Genomic DNA, 13,363 nt, shown 5'->3' on the forward strand with positions numbered 1-13,363 from the left:
GTCGACGTGAACGCACTCGTTAACCTCAGTATCGATGGCCATGTCGCCATCATCGAACTCAATCGCCCCGAGAAGCTGAACGCGATGACGCCCGAGATGGCCGACCTGCTGATCGCGGCGGTGCAGCAATGCAACACCGACTCGCAGGTGCGCGCGGTGATCCTGACCGGCGCGGGCCCCAAGGCCTTCTGCGCCGGCTCGGACATTACCGAGCTTGACCGCTACGCCACCCCGTGGGATTTCCGCAATCGGCTTGACTACTGCGACTGCGTGCGCATGTTGAAAAAGCCCACGGTGGCGGCGATCAATGGCTATACCTTCGGCGGCGGCCTGGAGATGGCGTTGGCCTGCGATATCCGCATCGCCTCCGACAACGCCCGCCTGGGCGCGCCCGAGATCAAGCTAGGCTGGATCGGCGGCGGCGGCATGACGGCGCAGCTTGTCCATGCGGTAGGCCCGAGCAACGCGGCGCTGATGGTGCTGACCGGCGACCCCATCCGCGCCGAACAGGCGCTGGCCTGGGGCCTGGTAAGCGAGGTGGTGCCGCAAGAGCAGCTGCGCGAGCGCGCGCAAGCGCTTGCCGCCACCATTGCCTCGCGCGCGCCGATCGCGGCCGAGACGGCACGCGTCAATCTGCGCGCCGCGCTGTCGATGCCGCTTGAGAAGGCCGTGGAATACGAGCGCGATCTGCAAGCGATCTGCTTTGCCACCGCCGACGCCAAGGAAGGCCGGCGGGCATTCGAAGAAAAGCGCGCGCCGACGTTCGAGCGGCGCTGACCAGGGCGTTCAGGCGGTCAGGAAGCGCAAGACTTCGGCCCAGTCGTTTGTCGACAGGGCCACGTCCTCGAAGTCGCCCTCATCCTCGTCGTAGCGGGAAACACAGAAGCGCTGGCTCCTGCCGGACGGACGGTCGGCATAGTTGGCGTAGTCGATAAACACCTTCAGGCCGCGCTCTTTGTTCTCAAATGATGGCGCTGCATCGATATAGCTGGACGCGTCGAAATACCCTTCGGGAAGGGCTGGCAGGGTGGTGATGTCGTAGTCGGGAAATTCGCGACGGAGTCGTTCAAGATTCATGAGGAAAGCACGTAGAAGGTGGAAGCCTGACATTTTACGTTGCTCGGCGCCGGCCATGGGGGTCGGCACGCCACTTGCTACACCTTCCGCATGCGCCGGGAGTGTGGAAATGGCTATCAAAGGGTTCTATGCGTTAGTTAAGCAAACGGTGACGAACTGGCTGGACGACTATGCGCCCAGCATGGGCGCCGCCATCGCGTTCTACACGGTTTTCTCGCTGGCGCCTCTTCTTATCATCGTGATCGGAATCGCCGGCTTCTTTTGGGGCCACGAAGCCGCGCAGGGGCAGTTGTTGGAGCAGGTCAGCGCCTTGGTCGGCGCAGAGGGCGGGAAGGCGGTGGAAAGTGTCGTATTGGGCGCGCAAGAACCCGCGCAGGGCATTGCGGCCACGGTCATCAGCGTCGTGGTGCTGGTGGTCGGGGCGACGACAGTATTTTCGGAACTACAAAGCGCGCTGGACCGCATCTGGAAGGTCAACGCGAAGAAGCAGTCCGGCATCTGGGCCGTCATCCGCGCGCGTTTGCTTTCGTTTGGCCTGATTCTGACATTGGCGTTTTTATTGCTGGTCTCGCTGGTCGTCAGCACCGTGCTGGCGGCACTGGGCAGTTGGCTGGGCAGCGGCATCCCCGGCTGGGGGGTGCTTCTGCAAGTGCTCAACGAGGCAATTACGTTGGGCATACTCACCCTGCTCTTTGGGATGATCTACCGGTTTATGCCCCAGGTCTCGGTCGCGTGGCGAGACGTCTGGGCAGGGGCGTTCGTCACCGCCGTGATGTTCGAAATCGGAAAGTTCCTGATCGGCCTGTACATGGCCAAGGCATCCGTCGCCTCGTCGTATGCGGCGGCGGGGTCGCTGGTAATCGTGCTGATCTGGGTTTATTACGCGGCCCAGGTGTTTCTGCTGGGCGCGGAATTCACCCGCGTTTATGCCGAAGCGCATGGATCCCGCAGAGAACGCAGCTAAAGATCCAAAAACCCGCCGTAGGGTCGGGTCGCCACGCGCAAGAAGGTCGAATCAGCTAGGATATGCGGCCCTACTGCTGCGCAAACCTGCCACTCATCATGGGCCGTGTCATACCCGGGTGCCGAGGGCTGGGCGTATACACCAAGAATCCACATGCATCGACGTTTTCCAAATGCCCTGTTGGTCGCCCTTATTATCAGCTTCGGCACTGTTAGCGCTCCGACGTACGCTCAGGCCCCCTCCTCGCCCAGGATGCAAACTGGAAACGGGCACCCCTACGAAATCCCCGATAGCGAGGTATGGGACGTGCCCGATCCCATTTCCAAACGCGGCTACCAGGTCTTCGTCGCATTGCCGCCGTCCTATGCCACGCACCCGCAGCGGCGCTACCCCGTGCTGTATGCGACCGACGCCGACTACGCTTTTCCGATCATCCGCCAGCTAGCGCGCCGCCTGAATGTTGAAGGCCCCCAGGTCGAGGAGTTCATTCTGATCGGCCTGTCCTATGGGAAAGGCGAGAACGGGGGTGTCAGCCGCCAGCGCGACTACACGCCGACACCAAACGGCCCGAGCACGGCATCGCCCAACGCCGTCCACGGTCAGGCGCAGGCTTATCAACAGTATCTGCGCGATCAGGTAAAGCCCTTTGTCAACGCTCACTACCGGGCGGACCCTGCCAAAGCAATATTTCTGGGCCACTCCTACGGCGCACTGCTTGGGACACAAATCCTTTTCACCGAACCTGGCCTGTTCAGCAGTTATATCCTTGGCAGTCCATCGCTTTGGTACGACAAGCGACATGCCTTGAAGCTGGAAGCGAGCTATGCCAAGAAAAATCAGGATCTGAATGCGAAGGTCTATCTTTATGTCGGCCAGTATGAGGCCTTGCGCAAGGGTGATCGACGCTATAACCAGACCGTGGACATGGTTGCCGACAACCGGGCATTGGAAGCGGCGCTGCAAAGCAGGAAGTACCCGAGCTTGACATTGAAATCGGCTGTCTTGAACGACGAGGATCATCTCACCGTCGCACCACGAGGCTTCATGCAGGCGATGAAATATCTACTGCCGGCGCGCTGAACCATCACATAGAGACCAGCCCAACCGCCCCCCGACCGGACCTTGAAAATGCCCCTGGATTTTGCACTGATTGAAGACGGATTCATGGACGTCTTGCGCCCTCACCCCGCGTTCGCCGGTTGGCGCAAAAAGCGTAAGCGTTGCCTGTGGCGCATGGTTGGCGAGGTGGAACAGGGGATGGTGCTGAATCGCTACAAGGATTCCTTCGAGAATCGGCAGTTGGTCTCGATCGGCGTTTACGTTTCCGTGCCGCATGAAGGTGGCTGGCCGGTCTATGTACCCCCCGAAGTCTGGGATAAGGGCCGCCTCTATCGCCGCGCCTACCTGGTGCCCGGAAAGGGCCTGGTCCCGGAAGACACGCTTGCCAGCGGCGCGCCGGTGGCGCTGTGCGAACCCGAAGATTTACGCGCATGGCTGGCAACGCTGCCGCAGGATATCGAGCAGTACATGGCGCCTTGGTTCGCCAGGTACCAAATGCCGGAAGCCGCCGGCTACGAATATCAGATCCCGAAGTGGCGGCTACAGCAAGCCGGGCACGCGCCGGTAGTGCATGGCGACGGCGCCGCCTCGTAGCGGCTTGGCGGAAATCAGCTCAAGCCGTCGCGAGCCGGGTAGCCCGCCCTCGAACAGGGTGGAACCGTGCCCGGCGATTATCGGGTGCACCAGGAATTGGTATTCGTCGATCAGGTTCAGCCGGTCCAACTCGGTGGCAAGCCGGCCGCTGCCCAGCAGTACGCCGTCCGGCGTGGCGTTCTTCAGCTTCTGTACGCTGGCGCGCAGCTCGTCCGCCAGGTGGTGGCTGTTGGTCCACGGGTAGTCTTTTCGCGTCGAGGACGCCACGTATTTCGGCTTGGCCTGTAGCTTGACGGCCCAATCGCGCATGGCCGGTGATGCGTCCACGTCGCCCCGGGCGACCGCCGGCCAGTAGGCTTCCATCATCTCGTAGGTGACGCGGCCCCACAGCATCGCCCCGCACTCGTCCATCAGCCGGGTGAAGAAGGCATGCGTTTCCTCGTTAACGATGCCTTCTCGGTGGTCTACGCAGCCGTCAAGAGTGACGTTGAAAGCGAAAGTCAGCATTCCCATGATGTCGGTTTCCGAAAATAGGCGCCGTCACGCTCGCCGGGGCGCTGGAATGAAACCGCACCGCGAAGGCGGCCGGATCCACGCCTTCGCGGTGCCCTGCTCTGCTCCCCATTGCCTACGCCAGCCCTGGGGTCGATGCTTTGATTCTGACGTTAGGCGCCGACCGGAAAGTTCGGAAGAATCGTTGCCAGCACGTGATGCGTCTGCGTGGCCTTGGCGCGCAGGTAGCCGACGTTATGCGGGTTGGCGTGTACGCCCGTCAGCCGGCTTGCCACCTGGATGCCGTGCTGCTCCAGCTGCGACGACTTGTCGGGATTGTTGCTAAGCAGCTCGATACGCTGGAGCCCCAAGGCGCGCAGCATCTGCGCGGCCGCTGTGTAGTCGCGGGCATCCGTGCCGTGGCCCAGCTCGCGGTCGGCGGCGTAGGTATCGCGCCCCTGCTCTTGCAGGCGATACGCATCAAGCTTGGAATACAGGCCGATGCCGCGCCCTTCCTGGCGCAGGTACAGCAGGTAACCGCCTTCGTTGTTCAGCAGGCGCAGCGCTTCGTGCAGTTGCGGGCCGCAATCACAGCGCAGGGAACCGAACACGTCGCCGGTCAGGCACTCGGAATGCAGGCGCACCAGGGGCGCCGCGCCCGGCTTGCCGAACTTCAGGGCGATGTGCTCTTTGCCGTCGGCAAGACCATGAAAGGTGTAAACCTGCGCCTCGACGTCCCGCCCGTCCAGCAGCCGCATCGGCAAGCACACCTCTGTCCGCACTGTGGCCCCATCCAGCAAGGCAGCGGTGGGGGTATTTGATGTGTCGCTCACTACGGGGAACTCGCGTGTTAAAGGGTTGCCGACGATTGTATACCCGACGTCATCCCCCGGAAGCTGGCGCGCAAAGCCGGGCGGCGGGGCGATCGGGGGCTTTTTATTCACGTTCAAGGCGGGATCGGCGTAGATTCTTAGCGTAACGCCGACGGGGATGTCGACCCCGGACCCGAACCCGGACCCGAACCCCGACACGAACCGACCCCAGGCCCAAAGCTGGAGCTTCCATGAACGTGTTGCTTCGCTACCCTCTCGCGTTGATCGTCGTGGCCGAACTATGCGGTACATCGTTGTGGTTCAGCCCGAATAGCGCGGCGGCCAGCCTTTCGGCCGAATGGGCGCTTAGCACTGCCCAGTTCGGCCAACTGACGGGCGCAACGCAGATCGGTTTCATTCTGGGCACATTGGTCCTGGCCGCCAGCGGCGTGGCGGACCGCTACCCGGCCAGCAGACTGTTCGCCGGCGCCTGTTATCTGGGCGCCATATTGAACGCCTGCTTCGCCTGGTTCGCGTCGGATTTCACCGAAGGGCTGGCGCTACGCTTTGCCGTCGGTATCTGCCTGGCGGGAATCTACCCCCTGGGCATGAAAATGGTGATCGGCTGGACCCAGACCGCCGCCGGATCCACATTGGGATTACTGGTGGGCATGCTGACGCTGGGCACCGCCCTGCCCCACGCCGTGCGGGCCGGCGGCGGCGCCCTGTCCTGGCACGAGGTGGTGTTGGCTTCCAGTCTGCTGGCCATTGCCGGCGGCGCGTTGGTTCAGGCCTTGGGGGACGGGCCGTATCTGCCCCGCGCGCAAGCGTCGCGGGTGGGATGGGGCATGGCGCTCACCGCTTTCAAGGGCAGGCAGTTTCGTGCGTCGGCGCTGGGCTACTTCGGGCACATGTGGGAGCTGTACGCGTTTTGGACCTTGGTTCCCTTTTTCGTGCACGACTTGATAAGCACGACGGAAGTCGCCGCCGATACAAGCCCTGCACTGGCGCCGGCCTTGTCGTTTTCCATTATCGGCATCGGCGCATTGGGCAGCATCATCGGCGGCCGATTAAGCCAACGCGTGGGCAGCCCGATCGTGGCGGCGGCATCGTTGGGCGTATCCGGCTTGATGTGTCTTGCCTATCCGTTTGCCAGGCCCTTCGGCATGGGGCTCTGTATTCCTATACTGCTGTTGTGGGGCCTGACGGTCGTGTCTGACTCGCCGCAGTTCTCCGCGATATCCGCGCGCGCCTGCCCGCCGGAACTGGTGGGCGGGGCGCTGGCAATCCAGAACAGCATCGGGTTTTTGATTACCGTATTTTCAATCACCTTGGTGACGCATGGTTTTCCGATGCTGGGCGCGAGCGTGGCCTGGTATCTGCTGCCTGGCCCGCTATTGGGTCTGGCGTGCTTCATACCGGTCATGCTGCGGCGCAAACCCGCTGCCCTACCCTAAATGCCCGCCCGCTACGTACATCACCTGCCCCGTGATGTACGACGCTTCCGGCGCCGCCATGAAGCAGATGGCGGCGGCGACCTCTTCCATGCTGCCCATGCGGTGCATCGGTGTGGTCGCCAGGCAATCCGTGTACATCTCGCGTTGCCAGGCCTGGTCTTGTTCCGACGGCGGCTCGGTGTTGCGCGGGATGGCGCGCACGCCGTTGTCCAGCGCGCCGGGCGACACGCAATTGACGCGGACGCCGCTTTCGGCAAGCTCCAGCGCCATGCAAATGGTGGCGGCGTGCACGCCGCCCTTGGACGCCGAGTACGGCACGCGGTAGATGCCGCGCGTGGCGTTCGAGCCCACGTTGACGATGGCGCCGCGGCCTTGCTTGCGCATCACCGGAATGACTTCGCGGCACGACCATAGCGTGGGCCACAGCGAGCGGTTGACCTCGCGCTGCATCTCGTCGGGGGTGTATTCCCAGAAGGGCTTCATCCAAATGGTTCCGCCCACGTTGTGCACCGACACGTCGATGCGGCCGTGGGTGTCCAGCGTGTACTCGACCATCGCCTGCGCACCGGCATGGGTCTCCAGGTCGGCGCTGATGAAGGACGCGCGGCCGCCCGCCTCGCGGATCTCGCGGGCCACGGCCGCGCCCAGGTCGGCGGCGCGGTCAACAAGGACCACGCTGGCGCCCTCGGCGGCGAGCCGCCGCGCCGTCGCGCGCCCCACCCCCTGGGCGGCGCCCGTCACCAATGCAATCTGATCTTCAAAACGGTTCATGGAACGCCTTTCTATTTAGTGGGCGCGCGACAGTTCGCCCGGCACGGGCCGCGACGTTTTCGTGTCGACAAGCAGCACGGCCAGCAAGGCGCCCGCCAGCGGAACGGCCAGCGCCAGGAAGAAGCCCGACGGGCCGAACCAGCCCAGGAAGCTGCCGCCGATGGCCGAGCCGATGATGGCGCCGGCACGGCCTACGCCGATGGACCAGCCCGTGGCCGTGGCGCGCAGCGCGGTGGGATAAGCGCCAATCACCAGGTAGTTCAGCGCCAGTTGCTGGCCGCCGATGCCCAGGCCGGCTGCCCCCACCAGAATGAAGACCATCGTCCAGTCGGTGCCCGCGTAGCCCAGGCCCAACGACACCGCGATACCCAACGCAAACATGGCGATGAGCAACGAACGCGTCGGCACGCGCGGCATCAGGTAAGACAGGGGGATCGCGCAGACGATGAAGACCAGGTTCACGGTGAACGTGCCCATGGGCGCCTGGTCGGCGGGCAGCCCGGCGGCCTTGAGCACAGTGGGCAACCACGACAGCAGCATGAACCACGCCACCCAATTAAGCAGATAGATGGACCAGATTGCGATGGTCTTGCGCGCATAGCCATCGGCGAACAACGCCTTGACGCTGGCGCGGATCGTGGCGTCTTCCGGCACGGTAAAGCGCGTGCCGGCAGGCAGCGGCTGGCCCGAGATCCTGGCAAGGATGCGGGCCACATAGCTTTGTCCGGCGGCATCGCCGCGCATGGCCTTGAATTGCAACGATTCGGGCAGCAGCACGAACAACGCAAGCAGCAACAGCAACGGCGCAACGCCGCCCACGATGAAGATGCCTTGCCAGCCAATCACGGGCAGCATGCGCGCGGCCAGCAGGCCGCCCAGCATGGCGCCGGCGGGCAGGCCCAGCAGCACGCCGGTGATGACGGTGCCGCGCAAGCGCGCGGGGGCATACTCGGCAGCCAACGCCAGCACGATAGGCGTGCAGCCGCCCATGCCCAGGCCGGCAATGAAGCGCAGCGCCAGGATCTGCCAGGTCTCGGTAGCACCGGCCGTCATCAGCGTCGCCACACCAAACACGGCAACACCTATCAAGGCGGCGGGCCGTCGGCCGATGCGGTCGCCCACCAGGCCCAACAGCATGGCGCCCACGGTCATGCCCACGATGCCGGCAGTAAGAATGGGCGCCAGTTCGCCCGACTGAAGCTTGAAGGCCACCAGAATCGCCGGGCCGGTAAAGGCCATGGCCTGCGTGTCGAAGCCGTCGAACAGGGCAATCAAAAAACACAGAATCAAGACGCGCCATTGGAAGGCGCTCATTCGATTCTTATCGATCAGGCTGGGTATGGATAGCGTTGCTGACATGAAAGTCCCCTCGTGATTTCGCTTGGTGCGTTATGCGTTATTGGTATGTGGTCAGGACTGCACTGCAATGCGGAAATAAAGGCCCCGCGCATCGCCGCGCGAGGCCGTGGGCGATTACGCCTGGGCGCTGGCGCGCAGGCGGTTGACGATCTGGTTGTCCTTGCCTTGCAACAGGCTGGTCAACGCAAAGTTGAATTCGATTTCCTTGTAGGTATCGGCCTTCAAACCCAGCTTGTCGCCGCCGGCTTTTTCAACCACCGGCGGAATCAGGCCTTCACGCGTGGCATAGGCAAAGTCGTCCCATATGAGCGGGTCGCCTTCGATGTTGAATTGCGTGGTCAGCTTGCGGTGCTGGTCGGCGCTGACGAAGAAGTGCACGTGCGCGGGGCGGTTGCCGTGGCGGCCCAGCGAGTCCAGCAGTTGCTGGGTGGCGCCCTGCGGCGGACAGCCGTAGCCGACGGGCATCAGCGTGCGGAATTCGTATTCGCCATTGGGGCCGGTCTTGACGGCGCCGCGCAGGTTGAAATCGGTTTGCGCGCCGGTGGGGTCGAAGTGCGAGTAAAAGCCGTTGGAGTTGGCGTGCCAGCATTCGACGACCGCATTGGCCAGCGGCGCGCCATTGGTATCGGTGACCACGCCGCGAATCACCAGCGGGCCGGCGGCGTCGTCCGGGTCCAGATCTATGCGCGACACACCGTCGCGCAGTGGCGCACCGGCTACGTACAACGGGCCTTCAATGGTGCGCGGCGTGCCGCCGTCCAGGCCCGCCCGCTTGTCCTCTTCGTCCATGCGGATGTCCAGGTACTTTTCCAGGCCCAAGCCGGCGGCCAGCAACGCGGCTTCGCCGTCGCTGCCCAGCTTGTTCAGGTAGTTCACGCCCGCCCAGACCTCGTCCGGCGTGATGTCCAGGTCGTCAATGGCCTTGAAAAGATCGCTTAACAGGCGGTGCACGATCTGCTTGAAACGCGGGGTACCCTCGCCGCCGTCCACGTTCGAGGCGGCGGTCAGCAGGTCCTGCACTTCCTTGCTGTTAAAAATGTTGAGGCTCATGATTTTGTCTCCGTTTGGGTATCGCTGGGGTATCGATGGGGTATCGCTAGCGTTTCGCTGCACGCGGGGCACAACGCCCGCGATCAATGCCGTTTGTCCGTCACCTTGATCAGCCCGTCACGCGTAAAGCGTTTGATGCGGGCTTCGTCCAGTTCAATGCCCAGGCCGGGGCCCTTGGGCACGGTCAGTTCGAAGTCGCTGTAATCCAGCGGCTGCGTCAGGATCTCTTCGGTGATGAGCAAGGGGCCGAACAATTCCGTGCCCCATTGCAGTTGCGCAAAGGTGGCGAACAGATGCGCGGCGGCAATGGTGCTGACGGCGCCTTCCAGCATCGTGCCGCCGTACAGTTCTATACCCGCCGCATCGGCAATCGCGGCCACGCGCTGGGCGGCAAACAGGCCGCCGTTCTGTTCGATCTTGATAGCGAACACATCCGCGCCGTGCCCCCGCGCGATCTCGAAAGCGCTTTCGGGGCCTTGCAGCACTTCGTCGGCCATCAAGGCGACGGGAAAGCGGCGCATCAATCGCGCCAGCGACACGGCGCTGGCCACGGGCTGCTCGACCAGTTCACAGCCCACTTGCGCAAGCGCCGGGATGGCCCAGGCGGCCTGCGTCTCGCTCCACGCCATGTTGACGTCCACCCGCACCGACGCCCGGTCGCCCAGCGCGCTTTTGATATCGGCCACATGCTGGATGTCGACGCGGGGGTCCCTGCTGCCAATCTTCAACTTGAAAATCCGATGTCGCCGCGTATCCAGCATTTGCTCGGCTTCGGCGATGTCGCGGGCGGTATCGCCCGAGGCCAGCGTCCAGGCCACCGGCAGGCGGTCACGGCGGCACCCGCCCAGCAGTTCGCTGACGGGCACACCCAGGCGCTTGCCTTGCGCATCCAGCAACGCCGTTTCCAGCGCGCTCTTGGCAAAGTGGTTCACCTTGACCAGCTTGCCCACGTGCGCCATCAGCGCCTGAATGCGGGTGGCGTCCTGGCCGATCATCGCAGGCGCGAAGTAGGCGTCGATGGCCAGCTTCATGGCCTCGGGGCTTTCCGGCCCGTACGCCATGCCGGCAATGGTGGTGCCTTCACCGATACCCACGACGCCATCGCTGCACACCACGCGAACAAGCATCAGCGTCTGCCCGTGCATCGTGGCCACGGACAGCTTGTGAGGCCGAATGGTCGGGAGGTCGACAAGAGACGTTTCGATGCGTTCGATAGTTGCTACGGGCATGTTCGGCACAGGAATGGTTAAGGGTCGGGATGTGGATTTATAGGTCCGACGCACTTTTATCGTCCAATACTTTGAATGTCCAAATTGATACCTTGACGGTATATATGGCGGAATTTCCTGGGTGAACCAGCTGCTTCACAGCTACGGGATTCTGGGATCCATACGGGTTTACCATCAGTGAAAAACAATGACTCAGACGCGAAACGCACGCGCGCCCCACCCAGGCGTTCCATACCTTTCTGATATGCGCGCCCACACCGCAGCCCTTTGAAAGGAAAAAACGGTGACGCCGATACAGTTAATAATGCGGGTCCTCGAAACCAAGATAGAGAGACCCTGCGATATGAGTCAGAACACCCCCGGCCTTTGGCATCGACTGCGCCGCCCAATCTTCGCGCTGATTCTGGGCATGCTGCCTTTCTGGCTATTCATGGGTACGACCCAGCAGGCTTCGGTGAACGGCATGGTGGTGCAGGACACCCGTTTCAATATCCTGGGCCTGATCCTGGCTATTGCCGGTTTGGTGATGGCGGCAAAGATGCTCAAGAACGACGGCTCGTACGGCGAGCCCGCGCGCGGGTGGCCGCGCACGGTGCTGTGCGTGGCGGCGGGTCTGCTGTGCATTTTCCAGATCGGTCAAAGCGCCGGCCTGTACAACGTCAACGTCGGCCAGTCGATTGACAACCTGCAAAGCCGGCTGTTCGGCCCCAGCGAGCCGCGTCCGAAATCCCTGGCAAGCGAGCTGGACAAGGACGTGCGCGCACGCACCGAGCAACGCTCGGCCACGGTCAGCCAGGTGCTGCTGCGTGATGACATCGCCACGTCGCTGGCGCGTATCCACGCCAACGCCACGCTTTACAACCTGTATGCCGAAAAGTGCAACAACCCCGGCAAACGTTTCGTGCTGGACGAGATCCCCGCGCTGCTGACCGATAAAGACAAGGCCTACGTCGAAAAAGCGCAGCAACTGGCGGCGCGCAACGCGTCTGACCGCTTTGACTGCCAAGGCGAGCCGATGCGTGACTTCATGAGCAACTGGCTGGCCGGCGACATTCTGCGCGACCGCGCCAACCTGGCCGTGCAAACCGCCGCCTATCGCGAACGCTTTGGCGACAAACCGGCAGGCGCCGGCGACGACACGCTGGTGACAACCGGCCTGGGCGTGTGGCTGGGCGATTCGATCAGCCAGGTGCAAACGGCCTTTGGCACCACGGCCATGCCGGTGCCCGCGGGCAAGTCCGGCAAAACCAAGCTGGACTTTCCGGATCGGGGCATGGAGCTGGTGTTCGACTTTGCCGGCAAGGTGGACACCATCACCGTGCGCGCGCCGTTCACGGGCAGCATCGTCGGCCTGAAAATCGGCGATAGCCGTCGCACGGTCAACCGCCTGCTGGGCGAAAGCTGGATCGACGTGCGCCTGCCTTACGACAACGCCGCCGCCGATTACGACATCCAGTTCCGCAAAAAAACGCCGGGGACCCAATCGCAATGGATCGACCGGCGCCAGGGCAACCCGCAAACGGTGCTGCTGCTACAAGGCGCCAGCTATGCCAGCCAGATCGACGAGATCAAGCTGGTAACGCCGCGCCCGCCGGGCTAGCACCGGAACGGCTGGGGGGTTGGCTTACTTGGCCAACGCCCCCATCGCCTGCCGCATGAACGCCAGCGTCGCGTCGTCGGCCCAGGTGCCGGCGGTCAACTCGGGCTCGGTCATCAACGCCTGCCGGAACTTGGCGTGTGTGGCCGGGTCCTTGCCCGCGTACGAACTGAACAGTTCCAGCCACTGCCGCGCCAGGGCCTGGCCGGTTTCCGAATCGGGCGCCACGCCCGCATCAATGGCGTTTCGGACCTCCGCAATCAGCGACGGCCATTCCGAAATCCTGTCGCCGTAATGTTCGCGCATGAACCGGGCTTCGTCCGGCGTCAGGTGTTTTTCGTAGATCAGCAGTTTGCTTTCCGAGAAGGCGCGCAGCACATAGTCGCGCATGGCTTTGGAAATGCCGACGTGCGTCTGCATGCCGGGTTCCTGCTCGTGCATGCGATTGAGCTTCACCAACAAGCGCGGATCGCCGTTGGTATCGCGCAGCAGCAGTTCCATCCAGCGCCGGGCAAGCTCGCGTGGCTTAGCGTCCTCGGGCGCCACGCCCTGATCCATCTGCTGGCGCACTTGCTGAACCAACGCAAGCCAGTCCGGGTCGCCGTCCGGCCCACGCGTGTACAGGGGCAGGCGCGCCAGTTCTTCAGGCGAAAAATACTTATCGTACATAGTCATCATTTCCAGAGTTTTTAGCCAATCGGCCAGCTCGGGCTCCGTGCCGTCCGTCAACTGCCCGTGCAGTTGCGCCAAGCGTTCGCGCAAGCACGCGGCCTGCTGCATCTGACGGTCCAGCATGGCAATCTGCCGAGAGATCACGTCCGCCAAGGGAACGCCGGGCTGCAAGTTCTGTGGCGACACGGGCGCAATGGTGCCGGCCGCCTAAACGTGCCGGAAACGTCACA

Annotated in this window: 13 protein-coding genes and 1 pseudogene; 6 read left to right on the forward strand and 8 right to left on the reverse strand. The window is 63.3% G+C overall.

The features are described from left to right. Window positions 1–6 precede the first annotated feature (6 nt). Entirely contained in the window at window positions 7–777 is a 771-nt protein-coding gene (locus KYT87_RS15985) for an enoyl-CoA hydratase/isomerase family protein (RefSeq protein WP_120156028.1), read from the forward strand. Between the two features lie 9 nt (window positions 778–786). Here the strand turns inward: KYT87_RS15985 and KYT87_RS15990 are convergent, their stop codons facing one another. Beyond that, on the reverse strand, window positions 787–1,134 hold the full coding sequence (locus tag KYT87_RS15990; RefSeq protein WP_255593189.1) for a hypothetical protein: 348 nt from the start codon (window positions 1,132–1,134) through the stop codon (window positions 787–789). On the opposite strand from KYT87_RS15990, the gene KYT87_RS15995 reads away from it, so the two are divergent. The 3 genes from KYT87_RS15995 (at window position 1,133) to KYT87_RS16005 (ending at window position 3,694) form a co-directional block, all read left to right on the forward strand. Further along, window positions 1,133–2,041, forward strand: a complete 909-nt coding sequence (locus KYT87_RS15995) for a YihY/virulence factor BrkB family protein (RefSeq protein WP_255593190.1) — start codon at window positions 1,133–1,135, stop codon at window positions 2,039–2,041. The genes KYT87_RS15990 and KYT87_RS15995 overlap by 2 nt on opposite strands. 306 nt (window positions 2,042–2,347) lie before the next feature. After that, window positions 2,348–3,121, forward strand: coding sequence for an alpha/beta hydrolase (locus KYT87_RS16000; RefSeq protein WP_255593191.1), 774 nt, complete (start codon window positions 2,348–2,350; stop codon window positions 3,119–3,121). 48 nt (window positions 3,122–3,169) lie between these two features. Continuing rightward, on the forward strand, window positions 3,170–3,694 hold the full coding sequence (locus KYT87_RS16005) for a hypothetical protein (RefSeq protein WP_219990330.1): 525 nt from the start codon (window positions 3,170–3,172) through the stop codon (window positions 3,692–3,694). Here the strand turns inward: KYT87_RS16005 and KYT87_RS16010 are convergent. Both KYT87_RS16010 and ribA read right to left on the reverse strand, forming a co-directional pair. After that, on the reverse strand, window positions 3,641–4,207 hold the full coding sequence (locus KYT87_RS16010; protein ID WP_219990331.1) for a dihydrofolate reductase family protein: 567 nt from the start codon (window positions 4,205–4,207) through the stop codon (window positions 3,641–3,643). The two genes, KYT87_RS16005 and KYT87_RS16010, sit on opposite strands and share 54 nt — an antisense overlap. Before the next feature lie 152 nt (window positions 4,208–4,359). Further along, a complete protein-coding gene (gene ribA, locus KYT87_RS29850; protein ID WP_046806382.1) occupies window positions 4,360–4,944 on the reverse strand; it encodes a GTP cyclohydrolase II in 585 nt (194 codons plus the stop codon). 305 nt (window positions 4,945–5,249) lie between these two features. Here ribA and KYT87_RS16020 point away from each other — a divergent pair, with 305 nt between their 5' ends. Beyond that, window positions 5,250–6,455 carry an MFS transporter gene (locus tag KYT87_RS16020; protein ID WP_219990333.1) on the forward strand — a complete coding sequence of 402 codons (1,206 nt, stop codon included), beginning with the start codon at window positions 5,250–5,252 and terminating at the stop codon, window positions 6,453–6,455. On the opposite strand, the gene KYT87_RS16025 is transcribed toward KYT87_RS16020, so the two are convergent. The 4 genes from KYT87_RS16025 to KYT87_RS16040 form a co-directional block, all read right to left on the reverse strand. Further along, window positions 6,447–7,226, reverse strand: coding sequence for a 1,6-dihydroxycyclohexa-2,4-diene-1-carboxylate dehydrogenase (locus KYT87_RS16025; RefSeq protein WP_046806384.1), 780 nt, complete (start codon window positions 7,224–7,226; stop codon window positions 6,447–6,449). The two genes, KYT87_RS16020 and KYT87_RS16025, sit on opposite strands and share 9 nt — an antisense overlap. A gap of 15 nt (window positions 7,227–7,241) precedes the next feature. After that, window positions 7,242–8,540: an MFS transporter gene (locus tag KYT87_RS16030; RefSeq protein WP_219992694.1), complete on the reverse strand. Its 1,299-nt coding sequence runs from the start codon at window positions 8,538–8,540 to the stop codon at window positions 7,242–7,244. A gap of 159 nt (window positions 8,541–8,699) precedes the next feature. Beyond that, the gene (gene catA / locus KYT87_RS16035; RefSeq protein ID WP_219990334.1) at window positions 8,700–9,635 is read right to left on the reverse strand and encodes a catechol 1,2-dioxygenase; all 936 of its coding nucleotides are present in this window, start codon (window positions 9,633–9,635) and stop codon (window positions 8,700–8,702) included. Between the two features lie 83 nt (window positions 9,636–9,718). After that, entirely contained in the window at window positions 9,719–10,864 is a 1,146-nt protein-coding gene (locus tag KYT87_RS16040) for a muconate/chloromuconate family cycloisomerase (RefSeq protein ID WP_219990335.1), read from the reverse strand. Window positions 10,865–11,207: 343 nt separating this feature from the next. Here KYT87_RS16040 and KYT87_RS16045 point away from each other — a divergent pair, with 343 nt between their 5' ends. After that, a complete protein-coding gene (locus KYT87_RS16045) occupies window positions 11,208–12,464 on the forward strand; it encodes a hypothetical protein (RefSeq protein ID WP_219990336.1) in 1,257 nt (418 codons plus the stop codon). A gap of 24 nt (window positions 12,465–12,488) precedes the next feature. Here KYT87_RS16045 and KYT87_RS16050 read toward each other — a convergent pair. Continuing rightward, window positions 12,489–13,304: pseudogene (locus tag KYT87_RS16050) on the reverse strand (TipAS antibiotic-recognition domain-containing protein); the annotation flags it as partial. Between the last annotated feature and the right edge of the window lie 59 nt (window positions 13,305–13,363).

It is taken from the genome of Achromobacter sp. ES-001, from assembly GCF_019448355.1.
GTDB classification, from domain to species: Bacteria; Pseudomonadota; Gammaproteobacteria; order Burkholderiales; family Burkholderiaceae_B; genus Achromobacter; species Achromobacter spanius_B.